The sequence below is a fragment of the Victivallis lenta genome (genome assembly GCF_009695545.1).
GTDB lineage: Bacteria > Verrucomicrobiota > Lentisphaeria > Victivallales > Victivallaceae > Victivallis > Victivallis lenta.
Map to the genome: position 1 here is coordinate 121,617 of NZ_VUNS01000004.1, position 21,893 is coordinate 143,509.

Annotated in this window: 15 protein-coding genes and 1 tRNA gene; 7 read left to right on the forward strand and 9 right to left on the reverse strand. The window is 63.0% G+C overall.

Annotated features, from left to right (window positions below; genetic code table 11):
- Positions 1-154: 154 nt before the first annotated feature.
- Positions 155-2,329, reverse strand: a complete 2,175-nt coding sequence (locus FYJ85_RS05680) for a Do family serine endopeptidase (protein ID WP_154417244.1) — start codon at positions 2,327-2,329, stop codon at positions 155-157.
- 4 nt (positions 2,330-2,333) lie between these two features.
- Positions 2,334-3,692 carry a trypsin-like peptidase domain-containing protein gene (locus FYJ85_RS05685; RefSeq protein WP_154417245.1) on the reverse strand — a complete coding sequence of 453 codons (1,359 nt, stop codon included), beginning with the start codon at positions 3,690-3,692 and terminating at the stop codon, positions 2,334-2,336.
- Between the two features lie 160 nt (positions 3,693-3,852).
- Between FYJ85_RS05685 and FYJ85_RS05690 the strand changes: the two genes are divergently transcribed.
- Positions 3,853-5,127 (forward strand): FAD-dependent oxidoreductase, encoded by a 1,275-nt coding sequence (locus FYJ85_RS05690; RefSeq protein WP_158704177.1) that lies wholly within the window; start codon positions 3,853-3,855, stop codon positions 5,125-5,127.
- Positions 5,128-5,319: 192 nt separating this feature from the next.
- On the opposite strand, the gene FYJ85_RS05695 is transcribed toward FYJ85_RS05690, so the two are convergent.
- Genes FYJ85_RS05695 through FYJ85_RS05705 form a run of 3 tightly spaced genes read right to left on the reverse strand, consistent with a single transcriptional unit; the run spans position 5,320 to position 9,347 of the window.
- Positions 5,320-6,012, reverse strand: coding sequence for a DUF1559 family PulG-like putative transporter (locus FYJ85_RS05695; RefSeq protein WP_106054533.1), 693 nt, complete (start codon positions 6,010-6,012; stop codon positions 5,320-5,322).
- 24 nt (positions 6,013-6,036) lie between these two features.
- Positions 6,037-8,808, reverse strand: coding sequence for a hypothetical protein (locus tag FYJ85_RS05700; RefSeq protein WP_154417247.1), 2,772 nt, complete (start codon positions 8,806-8,808; stop codon positions 6,037-6,039).
- Positions 8,805-9,347 carry a hypothetical protein gene (locus FYJ85_RS05705; protein WP_154417248.1) on the reverse strand — a complete coding sequence of 181 codons (543 nt, stop codon included), beginning with the start codon at positions 9,345-9,347 and terminating at the stop codon, positions 8,805-8,807. Before FYJ85_RS05705 ends, FYJ85_RS05700 begins: the two co-directional genes overlap by 4 nt.
- 167 nt (positions 9,348-9,514) lie before the next feature.
- On the opposite strand from FYJ85_RS05705, the gene FYJ85_RS05710 reads away from it, so the two are divergent.
- A complete protein-coding gene (locus FYJ85_RS05710; protein ID WP_158704175.1) occupies positions 9,515-10,468 on the forward strand; it encodes a LacI family DNA-binding transcriptional regulator in 954 nt (317 codons plus the stop codon).
- 59 nt (positions 10,469-10,527) lie between these two features.
- Here the strand turns inward: FYJ85_RS05710 and FYJ85_RS05715 are convergent, their stop codons facing one another.
- Entirely contained in the window at positions 10,528-12,081 is a 1,554-nt protein-coding gene (locus tag FYJ85_RS05715; RefSeq protein ID WP_154417249.1) for a hypothetical protein, read from the reverse strand.
- A gap of 204 nt (positions 12,082-12,285) precedes the next feature.
- On the opposite strand from FYJ85_RS05715, the gene FYJ85_RS05720 reads away from it, so the two are divergent.
- From FYJ85_RS05720 to larE, 3 genes are read left to right on the forward strand one after another with little or no spacing between them, the layout of a single operon-like run.
- The gene (locus FYJ85_RS05720) at positions 12,286-14,502 is read left to right on the forward strand and encodes a ComEC/Rec2 family competence protein (protein WP_154417250.1); all 2,217 of its coding nucleotides are present in this window, start codon (positions 12,286-12,288) and stop codon (positions 14,500-14,502) included.
- Positions 14,489-15,670 carry a glycosyltransferase family 4 protein gene (locus FYJ85_RS05725; RefSeq protein ID WP_154417251.1) on the forward strand — a complete coding sequence of 394 codons (1,182 nt, stop codon included), beginning with the start codon at positions 14,489-14,491 and terminating at the stop codon, positions 15,668-15,670. Before FYJ85_RS05720 ends, FYJ85_RS05725 begins: the two co-directional genes overlap by 14 nt.
- Positions 15,639-16,430, forward strand: coding sequence for an ATP-dependent sacrificial sulfur transferase LarE (gene larE, locus FYJ85_RS05730; protein ID WP_106054526.1), 792 nt, complete (start codon positions 15,639-15,641; stop codon positions 16,428-16,430). Before FYJ85_RS05725 ends, larE begins: the two co-directional genes overlap by 32 nt.
- A gap of 335 nt (positions 16,431-16,765) precedes the next feature.
- Here the strand turns inward: larE and FYJ85_RS05735 are convergent, their stop codons facing one another.
- Both FYJ85_RS05735 and FYJ85_RS05740 read right to left on the reverse strand, forming a co-directional pair.
- Complete coding sequence (locus FYJ85_RS05735) at positions 16,766-17,833, reverse strand: Gfo/Idh/MocA family protein (protein WP_106054525.1); 1,068 nt, start codon at positions 17,831-17,833, stop codon at positions 16,766-16,768.
- Between the two features lie 24 nt (positions 17,834-17,857).
- Entirely contained in the window at positions 17,858-18,637 is a 780-nt protein-coding gene (locus tag FYJ85_RS05740) for a ThuA domain-containing protein (RefSeq protein ID WP_106054524.1), read from the reverse strand.
- A 177-nt stretch (positions 18,638-18,814) separates the two neighbouring features.
- On the opposite strand from FYJ85_RS05740, the gene FYJ85_RS05745 reads away from it, so the two are divergent.
- Positions 18,815-19,693 (forward strand): AraC family transcriptional regulator, encoded by an 879-nt coding sequence (locus FYJ85_RS05745; protein WP_154417252.1) that lies wholly within the window; start codon positions 18,815-18,817, stop codon positions 19,691-19,693.
- A 244-nt stretch (positions 19,694-19,937) separates the two neighbouring features.
- Here FYJ85_RS05745 and FYJ85_RS05750 read toward each other — a convergent pair.
- Positions 19,938-20,013, reverse strand: a tRNA-Glu gene (locus FYJ85_RS05750).
- A gap of 207 nt (positions 20,014-20,220) precedes the next feature.
- Here FYJ85_RS05750 and gltX point away from each other — a divergent pair.
- A complete protein-coding gene (gltX, locus tag FYJ85_RS05755) occupies positions 20,221-21,675 on the forward strand; it encodes a glutamate--tRNA ligase (RefSeq protein ID WP_106055767.1) in 1,455 nt (484 codons plus the stop codon).
- The last annotated feature ends 218 nt before the right edge of the window (positions 21,676-21,893 follow it).

Consider the following 21,893-nt stretch of genomic DNA (forward strand, 5'->3'; position numbering starts at 1 on the left):
ATTACGCCTCAACAAGTTTCCAAGCCGAAGCCCCTGAAGATCGCGGACGGCAAACCGTCCGCGATTACGGAAACCTGCACACGGCGTCTTCGGCTTCAGCGCTTCCGGACGCTTCACCCTCCCTCACCCCCGCGGCACGGCAGCGGGAAGAGGGTCACTCTTCTTCCGCCGGAGCGGCAGAGGCAACCGGACCGACCGGAGCGGCGATGGTGACGATGCGGGTTACGGCGAGACGGCGCACGCCGATCCGCAATTCACTTCTGCCTTCGACCAGTTTCCTGAAACTTTCGAGGTTCTTCACGGGTTCGCCGTCAACAGTGGTGACGATCTCATACGGCTTGATGCCGGCCACGGCGGCACGGCCGCCCGCCTTGACCTTCGCAACCAGGACGCCGGTATCCTCCGGCTTGAGCTGGAAGTAGTTGCGGACCTCGTAGGTCAGGTCGCAGACGCTCATGCCGAGCTTGGAGTCATTGAATTTCTCAGCGGTTTCGAAACTTTCCGGCGCGGCGGTCACCGTGAACGGATACTCATGGATCCTGCCGTCCGATACGACCGCCAGCTTTGCTTTGCCGCCGATGCCGATGCCGCCGAGCAGCCTGTTGAGGGCGTTCCGGGTAGTGCCCCACGGAGCCGGAATCTGGTCATAGTACTGGGGCGGAACCTGATCGTAGCGGTCCCACGGGAATTGATCCATTTCCGAGCCGAACTGATAGCCTTCGAATTTGACCGGGGCGGCGCTGCCGTCCGGCGTGACCGACAGCAGGATATCACCGGTCTTGATGCCGAGCCGCGCGGCAGGAGAATCCGGATAGACGTAAGTGACGAGCAGTCCATTCTTGCCGTCTTCGGTGAATTCGGCGGCTTTGTTCGCCCGGGCGAGCTCGGGGCCGAGCTGCTGGAATTCAATGCCGAGCCAGGCGATCTTTTCCTCTCCCTCCTGCGGCACGTTGGCGGGGTCGAAGTTTCCGGCAAGCGCCAGCACCATCGATGCGGCGACCGCCTCGGTCGAGGCGTAATCGCGGTCGAGCTTGCGCCTTTCGAGCGGCAGCGACACAAGCTCGCCGTTCTCGGTGAATACGTATCCCTGCCGCAGCAGCCGGCCGGCCGGAACGATCATGCCGCGGAAGCCGACGTCGAAGCTCTCGAGCTTCTGGGGAAACACACGCAGTTCGAGTTTGTCGCCGAAACTTTTCAACTGCGCGTCGTAGACCGACGCTCCGCTGAGCTTCCCGGCGTCTCCCCGGTAAAACGCGATGCCGCCGCCCGGCAGCGGCTGTTCGGGTTCCGCGACGAGGGCGCCGAAAAACTGCAGCGAACCGACGAACCGGGCCGGAATCTCCTTGCCGTCCACCGTCAGCACGATGCGCGACAGCCGGGCCGTTTCCGCCGGGGAAAGCGAAGCGGCGATCAGCACCTTGCCGTCTTTCATGCGGATTGCGATGCCGTCCGCCTCATTGCGGTTCTCGCTCCTTCTCTGATAATGTGCGGCGAATCCGGTCAGCGGCTTCTGCGGCTTGAGCCGGATGCGGACCGGGTAGAGGTTCTTCTCCAGCATGGCTTTGAATTCCGCCAGCTTTCTGCCGTGTTCGGCGGCGGAGACCTGCTTCCAGGCCGACGGAACCGCCTCGGCCGGAGCGGTTCCGACATCGAGCCTGTCATTCATCGACAGCGCGGCGACTTCGCCCTTCTCGTTGACGACGAGCACGTTGGCAGCCGTTTTGACGTAAGTTTCTCCGTTCCCGAGGTTGCGGACGACCGTCGCCGGAGCCCACGGAGCGGTAAACGCATGCTCGACTCCGGACTCTTCGCTGCGGGAGAAGCCGAACCGTTTCCCTTCCGCTTTCGGGTTGAACGCCAGCGGAACGACGCCCGGAACCGGCGATGCCGTTTTCAGCAGTACGCTCTTCTGAGCCGGATAGTAGGCGACGACCTTCGCCGGATAACGCTTGCCGCCGAATACGAGGTCGAGCGACTCGATCCATTCGGGGAGCGCGCCGATATCCGACGAGATGAACTCGTCCGGCGCGACGGCGTAACCCGGCACCTTGAACGGCCGCTGGTCTTCGATCAGGCTGTCGGCCGAACCGGAGTGCATGCTCCGGCAGCCCGGACAATAGTATTGGACCGTGAATTCAGGTCGTTTGCCGTTCTCGTCCGGCCGGAAGAAATATTCCACGTCGACCAGGGACGCAGAGAGCTTGTCGAGCAGTTTTACGCTCAGCTCCCGCAGCTCCGCCGCGTCGGGAGCTTTTTCCGTTTCGGCGGCGGCGGCGGCGAATGCGCCGGAAAGCAGGATCGCCAGGAACACATTTCGGCTTTTTTTCATTTCCTCACTCCTTCTCGTAATCGTTGGAAAAGTCCATGACGCGCTGGATCATGCGTCCGTTGCGAAGCACGGCGAACGTCGCCTTCGGATTCGTATCGAGCCGCTCCATCGCTTTCCTGTAGAGCGTTTCGAGTTCGGCGGGGGTATTGACCGGTTCCCCGTCGATCGAAACGAGAATGTCGTTCGGCCGCAGCTCGGCCTGCGCCGCATTGCCGAAATCCGAAACGCCGTAGATATAGACGCCGGAATTACGGTAGTAATGGAGATTCGGCGTGTCGAAACGGTTGATCGCCTTGGCGGTGAATCCCCAGCGCGGGCAGGAGACCTCTTCGCCTTCAACCTCGCCTTTGGCGACCGGGGCGGCGTCGATCACAACCGTTTCCCCCTCGCGGACGACGGTGAAGGCGACCGGCTTGCCGAACGGCAGGAGACCGAGCATGCGGCGGAATCCCGGCATCTCCTCGTTGGTGCCGACCGTGACCGGCTTGCCGTCGATCGCCACGATGCGGTCGTTCGGCAGAAAACCGGCCTTCCGGGCCGGGCTGCCGGGTTCGGTGCCGGAAACGATGACGCCGTCCGGAAAATCGAAGTAAATGTCCCGGTTGAAATCGCGCAGCGGCTGAAGCTGAAAACCGAGCCAGGCCCAGTTGACCTTGCCGTATTCGCGCAGCCGGGGCAGAGCGTCGCGGATGGTCGGCGCCGGAATCGAGAAACCGACCGTGCCGCCCATCAGCATGCCGAGCGTGTTGATGCCGACCACCTTTCCGTCGGTGTTGACCAGCGGACCGCCGGAATTGCCGGGCGAAATCGAAGCGTCGGTCTGATACCAGAGGCTGTAGGTTCCCTCCGGCAGATAGCGCGAGGCGCACGAAACGATGCCGATCGAAACCGAACGGTTGAGCCCCCACGGCGCTCCCATCGCCATAACGAAGTCCCCTTCGGTCAGACGGTCTTCGTAATCGATCGCGGCATACGGCAGCGGCGGCGTGCCTTCCGGCAGATCGAGTTTCAGCAGCGACAGGTCGAGGTCCTTGTCGAGCCCGACCACTTTAGCCGTGAATGCCCGGCCGTCATTCAGCAGGCAGCGGATGCTCTGCGCCTTGTCGACCACATGCCAGTTCGAAAGCAGCTCCCCGTCCGGCGTGATGAGGACGCCGGAACCGGAAACCACATCGTTCTGGGCCCGGCCGCTTTTGAGATTGCCGGTCACGACCTGAATGTAGACGACGGCCGGGAACACCTTGCCGCCCGCCTCCGACACAATCTGCTGGAACCCCGGCGCCGGAGCTGCGTTCTGAGCGGCGCAGCCGGCGAACAGCAGCGCGCCGGCCGCGAGACCGGGCAAAAAGATACGTTGAATCATAAAATCCTCTGCAATTAAGGGTTGTTTATTCCTTCATGCAAGTTATATTAAAAAACGCCGGAATGCAAGTCCGGACCCAAAAAATAAATCCGGAATCGTTCATCCGGCTTTGTTTCTTGAGACGATCCGAATCACTGAAATCTTATCGGAGATGACGAAAATGAGCCAAACCGCATCAAAAGAGAGTTTCGATATCCTGGTCGCCGGGGCCGGAACCGCCGGCGTCTGCGCGGCGATCCAGGCCGCGCGGGCGGGAGCTTCGGTCTGTCTGGTCGAAAAAAACGGGATCCCGGGCGGAACCATCACGGCCGCGGGAATCGCCTACCCCGGCATCTTCCACGCCTGGGGGAAGCAGGTCATCGCCGGCATCGGCTGGGAGCTTGTGGAGCGCACCCGGCAGGAGAGCCGCGATCCGCTGCCGAATCTCTGCGACACGAATCTCAACGAGCATTGGCGGTACCAGGTTCAGATCGATCCGGTCATCTTCGCGGCCCTCTGCGACGAAGAGTTTGAAAAGGCCGGAGTGACGGTCAAATACCATACGATGATCGGCGCGGCGGAGACGGCCGCGGACGGTGTCGGGCTGACGCTCTGCGGCAAGGACGGTCTTTATCCGGTTTTCGCCCGGCGGGTGATCGACTGCACCGGGGACGCGAATCTTTCGAAGCTGCTCGGCGCCGAGCTCCGCACCTCCGACCCCTGTCAGCCCGGCACGCTCTGCGTGTATGCGACCGGCTACGACCCGGAGAAGCTCGATATCGATGCGCTCCGCACGGCGTTCGAGGAAGCTGCCGCGCGCGGCGAGGTCAGCTGCGAGGATACGGGCTGGAGCAACGGCTTCAACCCGCATTTCCTCTTTTCGCGCGGAAACAATTCGAACCACATCTCCGGGATCAACGCGGCCGATTCGGCCGGCCGGACCCGGATCGAAATTGCGGGCCGCGCATCGCTGCTGCGGCTTTACCGCTTCCTGAAAAAGCAGCCGGGGCTTGAGAAGCTCGAATTCAAGCTCAACGCCGCCGAGTGCGGCGTGCGCGAGACGCGCACCATCGTCGGGCTTGAGACCGTCACGGCGGAGGAGTATGCGGCGGGGAAGAAGTACAAAGACGCGGTTTCGCATGCATTCTACCCGATCGACCTCCACGATGCGAAGGTCGGTCTGGATAAGCGGAATCTGGCGCCCGGAATTGTTCCGACGGTGCCGCGCGGTGCGCTGATTCCGCGCAATACGCGCCATCTGCTTGCAGCCGGGCGGATTCTGTCCAGCGACCGGCTGGCGAATTCGGCGCTGCGGGTGCAGGCCACATGTATGGCGACCGGGCAGGCGGCGGGAGCGCTCGCGGCGCTCTCGGTCCGGCTCGGAGTTCCCGCCGAAGAAATTCCGATGCCGGAACTGCGCAGGCTGCTTGAAGCGAATCGGGCGATCGTTCCGTAGAAACCGCAGCACGCCGGCCCGCGCGACAATTCTGCCGGGGACAATGCGGCAGCCTCCGGTCCGCACTGCGCCGTCCATCGCCTCGCTCCCGCTGTTCCCGGCGGGGGGCGCGGCTCTCACGCCGCAGGAAGTTCCGCGCCCTGCTCTCCGCAAAGAAGTGCGGTTGCCCGCACTCTTTCCGCCGAGAGGTCTTTATTCGCCGGAGGGCGCTTTACCGAACCAGAAGGTGCGGCCGTAAACGCCGCCCTTCTGCGCGTTCTCTCCGACGGAACCCGGAATCGCATTGCGGTTGTGCAGCGCCACATGGCCGTCAATCCAGCAGATGTTCACGTTGTTGTTATGCACATTGTCCGGCATCTGCGTATAGGCAAGCACTTTGTTGAAGCCGGAGAGCGACTCCACCCAGAGCCCGTCCATGAAATGCATCATGCCGCTCGGGCGGCTGATCGTCGAAAGCTTCTTCCGGTAATTGCTGCTGCGGTTATTCTTCGTGATCTCCCCCGCGTAAGCCGACTTGGCGTAGGTCCGGTGGGCCATATTCGAACGGTGCTCGCCGAAATGCGTCGGGCAGGTGAACACACTGGTATAATCACGGATCCGGAACTTCATCTCCTCCCGCGTACCCGACAGCCCGACATACGGAGCGAGGTTGGTCTGCCACGCATAGAGGTCAGTCGTGTCGTCGGTGAAGTCGGCCACCAGAAAATCATCGTAATCGGCCGCATACTGCGCGGCACCGCTGCCGAGCTGCTTCAAATTGCCCGAACAGGTTGCCGTATGTGCCCGGCCGCGCGCCTGGTTCAGCGCCGGCAGCAGCATCGAAGCCAGAATCGCGATGATGGCGATGACGACCAGGAGCTCGATCAGGGTAAATGTTTTTTTCATGGAACAATCCTCCTTCGGGTTATGTTATTGGTGAATGAGTTCAAAAAAGACGGCCGGTCCGTCCGGCAGCGCAGCCGTGTCGATGTCGAGGACGAGCCGGCCCGCTTCGTTTTTCACCGGCAGCTCCGACGCGCGTTCGCCGTTCAGCTTCAGCGCATACGCCCTGAAGCGTTCTCCGTCCGGACGGGCGATCGCAAGCCGGAACTTTCCCGTGCGCACCAGGGCCGGCAGACTGCCGATCTCCTCGAGCACCGTTTCATTCGCATCGGAGAACTTCATGCCGCTGTTGCGCGCGTCGGTTGCGATGACCGCAAGCAGCCGCTTCGCCGTCGCCAGCGTCGCCTCCTTTTCCAGCGACACGACCGTAACCGAAGCCGGAACCGAACAGCCGAGCACCGAGAGCGCGCCGAGCACAACCGGCCGGTCCTGTTTGACGACCGCCCCCTCGAGCCGCGGAGTCTTCACGGTCATTTCGGCCCGGCTGACATCCATATAGACCTGCGCCGTGTCGCTCTCGAAAATTCCGCGGGCCGGATCGCTGCGGTTCTCCCGTCCGAGTATGCCCTTCTTCTTCAGGATCGCGCAGATCCGCTCAAGTCTGGAGGTTTCGCCGGTCGCCAGAATCTCTTCAAACATGTCGCCGCCGCCGGATTGAGCGACGCCGTCCGGCGATACCGTGAGATCGGCCCTGACCGGAGCGCGGCGGCGGCCGTCGAAGCTGATGCCGACCTTGCTCCAGATCCACATGCGTGAAATCTCGTCCGGAATCGCCCCCATCGCCCGGCCGTCGAACGCGAACTTCCGCGATACCGGAATCTCAATCGTGTGCGGCGACGTTTCGATGTCGCGCCGCAGGAAGCCCATCGCGGTCACCAGTTCCGAAGCCCGGCCGACCGGATCGACCCCGACCATGAAGCTCGCCAGCGGGTCGCCGTACAGGACGGCCTGATTGCAGTGGCAGGCGACGCCGTTCCAGTTCTGCAGCGCGGCGCAGGCGGCGTAGACCAGCCCCTGCTCGTGACGGAACCGGTTCCAGAAGACGAAGCCGAACTCCGTGATCAGGTAGGGGCGGTCGAGCCAGCGCGCCGTGCTCTGGCGCTTGACCGCGCTGCCGTTTTCGGCCAGCGGGCTCTTCTGGTTCAGCGTGATGCCCTTCGAGCCGCCGTAACCGGACGGATGCGCGTGATAGCCGTGCATGGTGATGACCGGCATCCGCTCCCGGGCCGGCAAATGCACGAGGCGGGTGATCATATCCCACTGCGTCGTGAGCCCGCGGTAACCGATCTTCGCCGTTTCCTCCTCGTAGAACTTCGTCATTTCGACTTCGCGTTCGGACTGGAAGAGCGCCATGTCGATTCCGGCCGGCGTATCGGTGCGGGCTACCTTGAAGCTGATTTCGGGAACCTGTTCGAATGTGCCGTTCTCCGGCAGAAGCACGTCGCCGCATTTGCCGCCCCATGCGGCGTAAAGCTTTCCGTAACTGCCGTAGCGGTTCTTCAGGAACGCGACCCAGAGCGGCTGGAACGCCTTCGAATATTCGCGCAGGTCGAGCCGGATATCCTGCTCGTTGTAGTACTGGAACAGCGCGAGCACCGGGTCATCCCGCAGAGCGGTTTTCGTGTACGGATTCACATGAGTCAGGATCTTCGACACGCCGGCGACCCAGTTCCGCCGCCGGGCCGGATTGACGAACATCTGCACCTTCGAGCTGTTCGGATGGCGCGGCGCAATCGACAGATTGAGGTCGCTGGAAAATCCGACGAAGGAGACCAGTCCGTCCAGATTGACGTAAACGCCGTTCTTTTTCAGCAGATAGATGAAGTAGTCGAACCGGTCCTGAATCTCCGGATCGAACTCAAGCTCGTCCGGAGTCTGCGGCAGCTCGAACCGCTCCTGATTCTTCAACACCGCGCCGCGGTTCGGGCCGACCAGGAAACGGCCGGGACCGTGGATGCGCACCATGTTGTACCCCTGCCGGACGATCGTATCGACGTATGCCTCGAGTTCGGCCTTGCTCATGTACTGCATGCCGGCCTGCCCGGGCAGAAGCTGCAGCGAGAAGAAGCGCAGCTCCTCATCCGGCCGTTTCTCGAAAACCAGCTGTCCGGCGGCGTTGACGGTCACCCGCCCGTAGGTCCCGGCCGGCGCACGGTCGGTGATGCCGGAGAGATCGAGCGCCGAACCAGCCCGGACGACGAGGTCGGAGAGATCGACCGCCTTCCACTCTTTCCCCTCCCGGATTTCGCGGATTGCCGGAACGGCAGCGGCCGAGGTTGCATCCGTGACCCGGATCGGCCCGAAATCGATCTTCGCCCCGGCCGGAGCGTTCCGGAAAATGAACTGCGGCAGCGCCGCCGTCCCGATTCCGCCGGCATCGGCGGTGACGGCGAGCACGATGCGGTGGCGCTTCCAGCTCGCCGGAATATCGAAGCTCTGCACCGCCGAAAGATAGTTGTAGGGCGCTTCGCCGTTCGCAATCAGGATTTCGGCACGGCACGGCACGGAGCCGCGGACTTCGAACTCGACGGCGAGCTTCTGCTTCCGCGCCGGAACCGTTTTCGAGCGGAATGCCGCAACGACCGGATAATTCCCCGGCTTCTCCGGCAACGCGATTTCGAGCACCGGATTGCCGGACGAATCGCGCAGCGGATCGAAGGCGAGCGTTCCGCCGTTGCGGAGCGTCACCTCCGGATCGGTTTTGCCGAAGCTCCAGAGCTTCAGCTCCGTCTCCGCGGCAGCCGCCGCAAACAGAACGCCGCAGAACAAGACAGGGACGAACCGTTTCAGCAATTTCATTCTGCGCCCTCCTTCCCTGCCGGAACCGTAACCGTAATCGGGCCGAAATAGATCATCTGATTCGCCTTCACGGTCGAAAGCAGGATGCGCGGCAGCTGGATCACCGGCTCCCCGCCCCGGGCGGGCCGCACCTTCAACGTGCAGGTCAGCCGCTTCCACCGGGTGCCGAATTTCACCGGAACCGTATCGGTCAGGTGAAACGCGGTATTGCTGCGCGGTGTGCTTCTGAGCTCAAGCGTTCCGTCAAAGTCGGCGCGGCAGTAAAAACTGATTTCCACCGTCTCCGCATTTTCAAGAACGCCGGCCGGAGCCATGAAAGTGATGACCGGCTGGTATTTGAGCTCCTCCGAGTCATACTTCGCCCAGACGCGCAGCGCGTTTTTGCCGTCCGGCGTTTTCACGTCGCTCAGCCGCGCAAAAGCGCCGTTCTGTTCCTTCGGCATGGATTCCGTCCCGGAATAGTTCCACACCAGCTCCGCCCCCGGCGCAAGCAGGCCGGAAAGCAATGCAGCCATTGCCAGATACCCTTTGATTCTCACCGCTGTTCCTTTCCCCAAAAAGAATTCGTCGCATTCTTCCTTAAATATTATAAGCAAAAAAAACTGGAAAGCAACGATTTTGCGAAATTTCCCGTGTAACAAAATGTACCAGAGCCTTGTAAAACCGTTCCCGGGCATGTATGGTAATGCGGGAAGGAGAGCGCGGGATGAAAAAAGTGACAGTCAGAATGGTCGGAGCGGCGGCGGGAGTGTCGCATGCAACCGTTTCGCGGGTATTGAACAACGACCCGCGCGTCCACCCGTCCACCCGGCTTGCGGTGATCCGGGCGGCCCAGCAGCTCGGCTACCGGCTCGAAAGCGGCGGCGGCCGCAAGACGATCGCCCTGATCCTGCCGAACGCGGTCGCGGGCGGCTACATGGGACATATGCTCATGCAGATCCGGGCCGAGATCAGCAGCCGCGGCTACCATACCGAACTGGTCTCCCCCTCCGACATCGACATTCTGAACGACCGGGTCATCTCCGGCGGAATTTCGCTGGCCATCGACAACGATCAGGAGGCGTGGGAGGAACTGAAAACCCTGCCGCTCGTGAAGGTAAACCAGACCGGCAACCACCTGAACCGGATCTACTGCGTGCGCTCGGACGGAATTCAGGCGATGGATCTCGCCGTCGAATATCTGGCCGCCCGCGGACACCGGCGCATCGCCTATCTGTCCGACGTGGCCGAAGAGCGCGACCGGAGGCTCTGCTCGCGCCGGTACGACGGCTTCATCGCCGCCATGCGGCGGCTCGGCTGGTCCGACCCGCACCGGTTCATGCATTTCTTCGCCTGGCATGAGCTGCCGGATTTCGTCGCGCTCAAAAAACAGGGGATCACCGCGTTCGTCTGCGCCGGAGAGATGACCGGCGTTTTCGTCGCCCGCGGCATTCACCTGCAGAAACTGCGCATCCCGGAGGATTTTTCACTGCTCGGCATGGAGTACGTCCGAATCTCGCAGGCGCTGCTGCCGGCCCAGACCACCCTGGTCCAGAACTACAGCGAACTCGCGTTTCACGCCCTTGAGCTGCTCGAACAGCTGATCCGGGGGGAGACTCCGGCCGGAGACATCACCGTTCCGTACAGCCTCATCGAACGCGAGAGCGTCGGGTCCCTGTAAACGGCCGGCCCGGAGAAACCGTTTCTCCGGGCCGGATCGCCGCTTCTTTTCAGTTCCGCTCAGCGGCGGCCGTGTCCTCCGGCCGGGCGGGGCGGGTTGAACGGCGTCGAGGGACCGGACCACGTCGCGGGGCGCGCCGGCGTCGGCCGGATTCCGGACGGGCGGACATTCGTGCCGGGTGAAGTCGACGGCCGGGCCGGCGCCGGGCTCGGGACGACTCGCCGGAATCCGCCGTTCCGTTCCATCTGATAACCTCGGCCGGGCCGGTTCACCGCCGGGCCGCTGATGCCGGAACCGGTTCCGGACGGACGAACCGGCAGCTTGTCAGCGCCGGAAAGCGACGGAACGACATTGTTCTTTCCGGGCGCCGGGCGGTTCGCGTCGGGATTCGGCCGGCTCGGGCGGTCGGGACGCGGCACGAGCGGCCGGTCCGCTCCCGGCAGCGGACGCAGATTGTCGGTCGGCGGCTTCGGCCCCGGGTCGGGCTTCGGCGGCCGCGGCGGCCGCGGCGGATGCGGTCCCGGATCGGGCCTGGGCGGGCGAGGCGGGCGCGGTCCCGGTCCCGGCCACGGACGGGGCGGGCGCGGGCGCGGCCAGTCGTTCCAGCAGTTGTTCGACCACCAGATCACCGGCCAGTAGGTGCTGCCGATATAATACGGATAATAATAGTAACGTTCCGTGCCGAGGTTGTCGTTCCGGCTGTTGTTCGAGACGCTGCCGCCTTTGTTGTCCAGCCCGGCGACTTCGGCCTGATCCGGGGGAGCGTCCTGCGTTTCGGGCGGAGCGGCGGTTTCGGCATTCTCCTTCTGCGCGGCGGCGAACTCGCTGTAAATGTCGAGATAGCGCTCAAGCAGCAGCTGGGCCTCGTCGAGCGAATCCGAAAAAACCGGAATCCGTTCGATATCGCGGTAGCGCGCGTGCATACCGGTCGGATACAGAAAACCGCTCCAGCGGCCGGTTCCCTCAGGCAGCTCAAGTCCGTCGATCAGAACAAGCGTCGGCAGCTGCGGCAGTTCGCTCGTGTCGTCGATGACCGCGACCACCGTGCCGGAACGCACCCGTTCGACCGGAACCACCGCCACCGGGCGGCGGCGCGCGTAAATCGCGAACCGCAGGTCGGCCGGCTTGATCTTCACTTCGTCGCCCGAAAGCCGCGCCTTGATCTCGCGGGTCACGCGGGCCATGCGGTCGGCCTCACTCTCGGCGGTCTCCTCAAGCGTGCGCTTTCCGGCGGCCTGCAATTGCTCTTCAAACTTCTTCGCCTGTTCGGGATCGTAGCCGAAATGCTTCTGCAATTCCGGCGTGAGCTGGGCCAGCGGCACGCCGATCATTGCATAACTGCCGTCTTCACGCAGGTAGCCGATGTCGATGCCGCTCGGCGTAACCCGTTCGACGGTCGCATCCTTGTAGACCTTCCCGCCGGCGGTCCTGATGTCCATGACCGGTTCTTCCCCGCCGCCCGCCTCCTCCCCGGCGGCTTCCGCCTCCGGCACGGGAGCCGCCGCCTCTTCAACGGCAGGCTCGGAATTCGGAGCCCGCGGCGGCTCTTCGGCGCCCAGCGGCAGAAAACCGCCCAGGCACCAGCACAGCAACAGAGGCAAATAATGTTTCATTTCAGACCTCCTAAGTAATTCTAAGATAACTATACGCCGGAATTCCGGAATATCAAATCGAAATGATTGCAAATCGCGCTGTTTTCATCTACATTATACACATAAGACAGCGAAAACTTGAAAAGATGCGGAACCGGCTCCCGGCGCGGATTTAAAGTTTTCCACTGAAACGGGTATAGATCAGAAAAGAGCTCCGTCAATCCAATGATGCACGTACCGTTCCGCCGAATCCGCTGCCGCCTGACGGCGCCGGGCGCGCTTTTTCCGGGCATTCTCGCCGGAGCGCTCCCGGCGACGCTGGACGGCCGGTTCCTGCCGTGGGGCGCGGTCGTCGCCGTTGCGGCGGCAGCGGCGGCCCTTCTCCTGCTCGAACGCCGCTGCGCCGCGGTCGCGCTCGCCGGAATCGGGCTGGGAACAGCGAGCATCGGGCTGCATGCGCTGTGGGAGCAGCGGCCCGGAGCGTATGAAACCCTGCTGCCGCCGCGCAGCTGCGGAGGGACGGCCGAGCTCCGGATCGCCGACCCGCGCGTCTCGTCGGTGCCGGGCATCACGCCGCCGTCGCTGATCCGCGCGCAGGTCCGGCGCATCCGCCTCACCGGAGAAACCGGCTTCCGGAACGCATCGGGAGTGATTTATCTGAAACTCCCGGCCGAATCACCGCCGGCGGTCCGCTGCGGAGATCTGCTGACCGCCGAGGGAGTCTTCGTGCTGCCGGAACCCGGCGGCGTATTCCGGCGGGAGCATGGCGGGACCGCGACCCGGATCACGCCGATGCGCGATTTCTCGACTTATCTGGCCGGGCGCGGCGCAAGCCGGACCTTCCGGGCCCGCGAAGCGGCGGTCACCGGCCGGAGTCCGGGCATGCTCGGCCGGATCTGCCTCGTCCGCGACCGGCTGCTCGAACGGGCCGTCAGCGGGATCGGCTCCGCGCGCATCCGCAATTTGGCCGCGGCGCTCTTTTTCGGAACCTCGGGCGGAGTCGACCCGGCCAACCGGCTGCGGCTCATCGAATCCGGCACGATCCACCTCTATTCGGTCTCCGGCATGCATGTCGCGATGCTCGCGGCGGTTCTGCTCTGGCTGCTGCGCCCGCTGCCGTTCCGGAGCCGCTACCTGACGCTCGCGGCGCTTGTGCTGCTCTACGTTCTTTCGACCGGCGCGAACGCCCCGGCGATGCGCGCCTTTTACATGATCGGACTCTGGTGCGTGCTCCGCGCTTCACTGCTCTACATCCCGCCGTTTCACGCGCTGCTGCTGGCGGGGGGAATCCTGATTCTCGTTTCACCGGGACTCATGCTCGACATGGGGTTCCAGTATTCGTTCCTGATCACCGCGATCCTGATTCTGGCGAGCGGCCGGTTCGACCGGGCGGCGGAGCTGCTCGGCGAAGAGTTCCGCTGCATGCCGAATTCGCGCTTCAAACGGCGGCGTGAAAAACGGCTCCGGCGCGGCTGGGCGCTGCTGTTCGCGGCAGGCGCATGCTTTGCGGCATTTCTCGGCGGCGCAGGCATCTCGCTTCACACGCAGGGGCTGCTGCTGCCGGGGTCGGTGCTCGCGAACCTCGCGCTCATGCCGGTGGTGGGACTGTTGTTCCCGATCCTCTTTTTCAAGCTCGGCGGCGGACTCTTCTGGAGCGGGTTCGACTGGTTCGGCGCCCGGCTGCTCGAGTTCTGCTTCGGTTTCATGGAGACGGTTACGCGAATCGCCGCGACCGGGCTCGAGCGGCTGCCCGCGGTCCGGCCGTCCCTGCCGGAGATCGTCCTTTTTTACGCAGCGCTCTTTCTGTTGATCGCGGGACGGCGGCGGGCGGTGCTGTTTCCGGCGGCGGCCCTGCTTGTCCTGCTGCCGTCCGCCTGGCTGTTCCGGGCTGAATTCCGGAAGCCGTCGCTCCTCGTCGTCGCCGGCGGCGGCTCGACGCCGATGGTCGTCTTTCATCATCCCGGCACGGCGTATACGGCCGCCGTCAATGCCGACGGCTACGGCACCGTGCCGGCAGCGGCTGATTTTCTCCTGAAACGCGGCGCGACGCACATCGACCGCCTCGCCTTTTCGGCGGCGCGGACCGGGAACCTGTCGGCGCTGCCGCTGCTCGTCACCCGGCTGCCGGTTTCGGAGCTTTCGGTGCCGGAGCTCGACCGTTATTCCCGCGTGTTCACCGCAAAACTCGCGGAGACGCTGCCCGGCTGCCGCCTGACCACCCCGGCCGACGGCGGCAGCTACGGACCGCTTGCGGTCACCCCGAACGAGAACGGATTCGAATTGGCTTATTCGGATCCTTCCGCCGCCTTTGAATGGCGCCTTTCGCTTGTTACGACCGATTCCGGCTGTGCCATCACGCTGCGGCAGCCGGGACGGGAGGCGACGGGCACACTTATACCGAACAGCAGCGTCCCGGAGGTTTGGGAACATGAGTTCCGGTAAAAAAATGAAGATCTGCCACGTCATCACCCGCATGATCGTCGGCGGCGCGCAGGAGAACACGCTGTACACGATTCTCGGCCATCTGCGCAGGGGGCACGAGGTCGTCCTGGTCACCGGCCCGTCACCGGGGCGGGAGGGGAAACTGCTGCAGAACGTCGATTTTCCGCCGTTCGAAACGGTCGAGCTGCCGAGCCTGGTCCGCGAGCTCGACCCGGCCAACGACCTGAAGGCGTATTTCGCTCTGAAAAAGTTCTTCCGGGAGCGGAAATTCGACATCGTCCACACCCACAGCTCGAAGGCCGGCGTCATCGGCCGGATCGCGGCCCGGCGCGCCGGCGTGCCGGTCGTGGTTCACACCGTCCACGGTCAGGCGTTCCATCCTTACGAAACCGGCTGGAAAAATGCGCTCTACAAGGAGTCGGAACGGATCGCCGCCCGTTACTGCGACAAAATCTACGCCGTCGCCCAAGCCATGATCGATCAGTGCGTCGAGGCCCGCATCGCCCCGCGCGAAAAATACATGGTCGTTTACAGCGGCATGGAGACGTCCGCGTTTGCGAACGCGGTGCGGGAACCGGAGCTGCGGAACGAGCTTGGACTTCCGGAAAAGGCGCGGGTCATCGCAACCCTCGCCCGGCTCTTTCCGATGAAAGGTTACGAATACGTCGTCCCGGCGGCGGCCGAGCTGATCCGGGAGTATCCGGATACGCACCTGCTCCTGATCGGCGACGGGCCGATGCGCGACGAACTCGATGCGCAGATCGCCGCGCTCGGACTGACGGACCACTTCCACTTTGCCGGACTCGTGCCTCCGGCCCAAGTACATCGCTATCTCGCGCAGGCCGACCTGCTCTGGCATTTGTCGCTGCGCGAAGGGCTGCCGCGCTCGGTGGTGCAGGCGCTGGCGACCGGCATCCCGGCGATCGGCTACCGCCTCGACGGCACCCCGGAGGTGATCCGCGACGGGGAAACCGGCTACTGCGTCGCGCCGCAGCAGGTCGGCGAAGTCATCGAAGCGACCCGGAAGATCTGGAACGATCCCGCTCTCGCCCGCCGGATGGGGGAGACCGGGCGGAAACGCGTCATCGAACAATTCGACTGGCCGCGCATGGCCGATATTCTGAAAAGGGAATACCGTGAGCTTCTGGCGCACAAAACTCGAAGCTGAGCTCCGGCCGTACGGAAAGCTTGCCGTCGCCTTCTCGGGCGGCTGCGACAGCACGTTGCTGGCCGAGGCGGCGCGGCGTGTGCTCGGCGGCGGCAATGTGCTTCTGCTGCTGGCCGACTCGGTTCTGCTGCCGCGCCGCGAGGCAGAACAGGCGCGGACGCTGGCGGCGGCGGCAGGACTCCGGCTCGAAACCGTTCCGCTGGACCCGCTGGCGGACGAGGCCGTGCGGGCTAACGGTCCGCTGCGCTGCTATTACTGCAAGAAGCGGATTTTCACCGCGCTCGGCGAACGGGCGCGCAGCCTCGGTTTTGCGGTACTTGCAGACGGAGCGAATTTCGACGACCGGGGGGATTACCGGCCCGGCGCGAAGGCGGCCGATGAGCTCGGCGTGGCACATCCGCTCCGGGAACTGCCGAAGCAGGCGATCCGTGATCTGGCGCGGGAGTGGAAGCTGCCGGTCTGGAACCTCCCGGCGGCGGCCTGTCTCGCAAGCAGGATTCCGGCCGGAACGCCGCTGGACCGGGAAGCGCTTGCGACGGTCGAAGCCGGGGAGAACGCGGTCGCGGCACGGGGATACACCGGCTTCCGGGTACGCAGGATCGGGCCGGAAACGGCCCGGCTCGAGTTCCGGGCGGACGATCTGGAACGGGCGGAGGCCGAACGCGGGAGCCTCGAAACGCTGCTTGCCCCGCTCGGCTTTGAAACCGTTGAGATCGCGCTGTACCGTACCGGCTCGATGAACCGCGCATCCGGGGCATAAAGACGGCCGGGACGTATCCGGCCGCCGGGCAGCCTGCATTCGGACACCTCCCGGTTCACAAGCCGAATCGGAAATTCCGGCGGAGACCCTGCACGGCCTGTTGCGCGAGACCCCGGAAAGGGCGCGCAAACTCACCGGCAACAATACGGCCCCGCATTTTAACCACGCCGGCGGCTCCGGCCAGTCAACAGCTTGTCGGACAGTCTCTTCGACCGCGGCGTTCACACCGGGCGGAACGCCGCGACTCCGCCGCGGCCCCTGGCGCAGGGAGCTTCGCGCGGGCCGACTTGAGGTTCTGCCTCTGGCTCCGCCCGGCGTTCCCCCTGCGTTTGCCGTCAGAACTTGACCGGCTCGCCGGTCCGGGCCGACTCGTAGATCGCGTCGAGCAGACGCATGACGACCACGCCTTCCTCTGGCTGGACGAGGAACGGAGTGTCGTCCCGCACTGCGTCGGCGAAAAGCCAGAATGCGTTGCGGACTTCCGGCGACGAATGGAGTTTGCTGTCGAACTGCCTGCCTTCCATATCCTGATAATATTCGGCATCCCAGGTATAGCCTTCATTCAGGTTATACTGGTAGAGCCCGCCCTTGTCGCCGAGAATGCGGGTCGACATCTGTTCGTTCTCTTTGATGTTCGAAGCCCAGGCCGCGTCGAGTTCGAGCGTGGCGCCGTTCTTGAACTTGATCATCGCGCAGGCGAGGTCTTCGACCGTGTAGTCGAGTCCGCGTTCAGCCGCGAGCTTTCCGGCGATCTTGCAGTAGGTGCTGCCCATGACCCAGGCCGGTTCGGGGTAGCCCATGAGCCAGAGCGCAAGGTCGAGCCGATGCACGCCGAGGTCGATCAGCGGGCCGCCGCCCGACTGGCTCTTGTCGAAAAACCAGCTTCCGGCGCCGCCGCCCTTGGTGTTGAAACCGGAGCCGAGGCCCGGCACGCCGCGACGGCGCAGCCAGACGCTGCGTCCATAGTAGATCTCGCCGAGACGGCCCGCATCGACCAGATCCTTCATGGCGCGGGACTGCGGGTTGAAGCGGTAACTGAAGTCGATGCCGAGCTTCAGGCCGAGCCGTGCGGCCGTGTCGAGCATCTCCTGCGCCTCGGCGGTATTCATCGCCATCGGCTTTTCGCAGAGGACGTTCGCCCCGGCTTCGAGCCCGGCGATGGTCAGTTCCCTGTGCTGGTTGTTCGGTACGGCGACCGACAGGATGTCGAGCTTTTCGTTCCGGATCATGTCGATGCCCTCGGCATAGACTTTCGGGAGATTGAACTCCTTCTTCGCGTTTTCCCGCTTCGCCTCGATGCGGTCGGCGACGGCGACGACCTCGACATCGGGGTGTTCCATGTAGCCGGCGAGATGCCCCCACCCCATGCCGAGACCGATAACGCCTGCTTTCAGCTTTGCCATACGATAGTCTTTCTTCTGTCCGGATTACTTGTTGGTTCCGTCGGCGTTCTGCAGAACGGCCGCCTTCGGCGCGGTATCAACCGAGCGGATCTCCTCGAGGGCCGGATAACAGGGCGCGCACATTTCGCGGAAGAAGACCGGCTTCGCCCAGCGGACCGCGTTGCCGATGACCCTGAGGACGTTTTCGTCATAGAAATTCGGGTACGATTCATGGCCGGGCTGGAAGTAGAAAACCTTGCCGTAGCCGCGTTCGAGCGTGAAGCCGCTGCGCATGACGTTGCCGCCCTCGAACCAGGAGAGGAAGATGATCTCGGCATCGCGCGGAATGTCGAAGCGCTCGCCGTACATCTCCTCGTGCGCCAGCTCGAAGTATTCGCCGATTCCCTGCGTGATCGGGTGCCACGGCGCGATGTTCCAGAGACGCTCCTTCTCGCCGGCCTCACGCCACTTGAGCGAGCCGGAGCAGCCGGTGACCGCCTTGAAAATCTTCGAGAAATGGCCCGAATGCAGCACGATGAGGCCCATCCCCTCGTGAATGCGTTTCAGGACTTTCGCCACGATGTCGTCGCGCACCTCGGCGTGGGCGCAATGGCCCCACCAGATCAGCACGTCGGTGGACTGAATGACTTCGTCGGTGAGGCCGTGCTCCGGTTCGTCGAGCGAGGCGAGCCGGATGTTGAGGTCATCGGCCGCGATGCCCCTGGCGATGGCGGCATGAAGCCCTTCGGGGTAAATCGCCTTGATTCCTTCATTCTGCTTTTCGTGACGGAATTCATTCCAGATTGTGACATTGATCTTGCTCATCGCAAACTCCTTGATTTCTGTTAAGGGATTCGACTTTGCTATAAGTATAGCCGTTTTTTCCGCAAAAAACAAGTCGCCATGTGATTGCATTTTGTGATATTCAAAAACCTTTTGTGAGTTCTGCTTGAAAAAATGCCGGAAGAGGGTACTATATAACGGAAACGGAGATGCGGACCAATGCCGGAGATGAACGATTACGCGAAAGTGCGCAAATGGCAGGTGCAGTTTGAAGTGCACCGGCCGTTCGCCACGCTGCCGCTGCCCGACATCGTCGTCGAGGAAGAGCGCTCTTCGCCCCTTTACCGGCTGGACGGCCGGCTGCGCGGTGATTCCGGCGGGCAGCTTTCGATCACGCTCGGCGGCCGCGGCGGCATCCGCATCGCCGGAGTCGATCACCCGCTGACGCCGGGCCGGGCGTTCCTGCACAACCACGGCGACCGCGACGTCTGCTATTACTATCCGTCGGACGGAACCGAAGTGTGGAACTTTCTCTGGATGGCTTTCGACGGCGACTATGTGAAGACGCTGATTGCGGAAATCAACCGCAAATACGGCTATCTCTTCGACGTGCCGCTGAATTCCCCGCTGGTTGCGAAACTCATGTCGTTCAAGAATTACCAGAACGAAATCCAGGTGCTTTCCCCGCTCGAAGCCGGGACGCTCGCGCTCGATGCGATCGGCATGCTGTGCGCTTCGAAAGAGAGCGAGCTGCGCGAATCGCCGCGCAGCTCTCTGATCCGCGACGTGCAGACCGTCATCGCCGCCGAAACCGCCGAACGGCTCGATGCGGAGTCGCTTGCCAGGCGGTTCCGCATCTCCCGCGAACATCTGTCGCGCACCTTCCGCGAACAGACCGGCAGCACACTCCACGACTACGTCACGCGAATCCGTCTCCGGATGGCGGTCGACCTGCTCCTGCAGACCCGGCTGACCGCAAAGGAGATCGCCGCGCGCTGCGGCTTCTCCGAATACTCGATCTTTTACCGGACCTTCAAGCGCCGTCTCGGCTGGTCTCCCGAGGCGCTGCGCGACAACGGCTTCCGCCCCGATATCTGACGGGCGCGCTGCGGGAGTTTTCCGTCCGGTCACGCCGCTTCTTTGCGCGGCTCCGCCCCGGCCGCCGCCCCTACCGGCGATAAAACACCGCCCCCGGTATCAACTCCGGGAATTCTTTTTCTCATGAGGAAGAAGAATGTTACATACAGGATTACATATAGAAGACAGGAATTTGAGAGCCGGCAAGGAAATCAGCGTTATCATCATCGGCAAATGTAACTATTTGACAGCCAAAGGACAGGAATGGCATCTCCAATGGGAGTCGAACCCATGTTGCCGGGATGAGAACCCGGTGTCCTAGGCCACTAGACGATGGAGACATGCCCTTGAGACATCATTTAATATAACCGGCCCGGGAGAAATGTCAAACCGGATTGCAAAAAAAATCTGTTTTTTACCGGGAGAAAAGCGGTTTGAGAGAGGGCCGGAGTTGTAATCCGGGCGATTTCGCTGTACATTAATCAGATCGTATCGGCAGTTAACCATGCGGACGGCCACGGTTCCGCAGCAACCCAGAGTAAATGAAAATGCCCGGTAAAACAGTCAGAACCAGATTTGCTCCGAGTCCGACCGGATTCATGCATGTCGGCAACCTTCGGACCGCGCTCTATGCGTTTCTGCTCGCGCGTTCGCAGAACGGAAAATTCATCCTCCGCATCGAAGATACCGATCAGGCACGCTATGTGGAGGGAGCGGTCGATGTGATCTACAAGACGCTCGAATCCGCCGGGATCACCCATGACGAAGGGCCTGACGTCGGCGGCGATTTCGGACCGTATATCCAGAGTGAACGCAAGAAACTCTATCTCCCCTATGCCGAGGAGCTCGTGAAAAAGGGCGCCGCCTATTACTGCTTCTGCGACAAGCAGGAGGCCGCCGATCCCGCCCCGGAGGGCGACCCGGCCGTCTCCGGCTATGACGGCCGCTGCCGGAATCTCGACCCGGAGACCGTCGCCGCGAACCTGGCCGCCGGGAAACCGTATGTGATCCGGCAGAAGATCGACAAGGACGGCGTTTCAACCTATCACGACGCTGTTTACGGCGAAATCACCATCGAGAACAAGGTTCTCGACGACCAGATCCTGATCAAGCGGGACGGCATGCCGACCTATAACTTCGCAAATGTGATCGACGACCACACCATGGGCATCACCCACGTCGTGCGTGGCTGCGAGTATCTTTCGAGCACGCCGAAGTATAATCTGCTCTACCGGGCCTTCGGCTGGGAGGTTCCGGAATATGTGCACCTGCCGCTCATCATGGGCCGCGACGCGGAGGGAAATGTCTCGAAGCTGTCAAAGCGGCACGGTTCCGTGAGCTTCGAAGGGCTCGTCGCCGAAGGTTATCTGCCGGCAGCGGTCATCAATTATATCGCGCTGCTCGGCTGGTCGCCGAAGAACGACCGCGAAATTTTCTCGCTCGCCGAACTCGAACAGATCTTCAATGTGAACGGCCTCAATAAATCCGCCGCCGTGTTCGACTACGACAAGCTGACCTGGATGAACGGCGAATACATCAAGGCGCTTTCGCCGGAGGCGTTCGCCGCGCTGGCGTTCCCGTTTTCGAAGCTGGCGGGAACGGCTCTTGAGGAGAAATGGCCGCTCATTGCGCCGCTCCTGCAGCAGAGAGTCGAGAAGCTGACCGATATTCCGGAGAAGATCGGGTTCCTGTCGGAACAGCCGGACTATTCCGCCGAGCTTTTCCGCAACAAGAAAAGCAAAGCCACGCCTGAAACCGCAAAAGCGGCGCTGGAGGCGCTCATCCCCGAATTTGAAGCGCTTGAGGCCTGGGACGTCGAGTCTCTGAATGCAGTCATGACCCGTTACGCCGAAGCGCAGGGGGTGAAGATCGGCCAGCCGATGTGGGCGATCCGGATCGGAGTGTCGGGGCTGGCCGTCACTCCGGGAGGCCCCTCCGAAATCATGACCATTCTCGGCAGGGAGGAATCCCTGCGCCGGCTGCAGCTCGCCCGGCAGAAATAACCGGATGCCGTGCAGCCGTTCCATGCACCCTGACCGGCAGGGTGCAGACCCTTGATGCCACAACACGCCGGTTGGGAGCGCTTGCGCGACCGGGTTCAGGGCCATTCGGCCCTGGCGAGGTTCCAAGGGGCGCGGAGCCCCTTGGCGGAGTTTGAGGCAGCGCCTCAAGCTGCCCCGGGCAAAGCCCCTGCGCAAAAATCCGCAACAAAGTTGCGGTG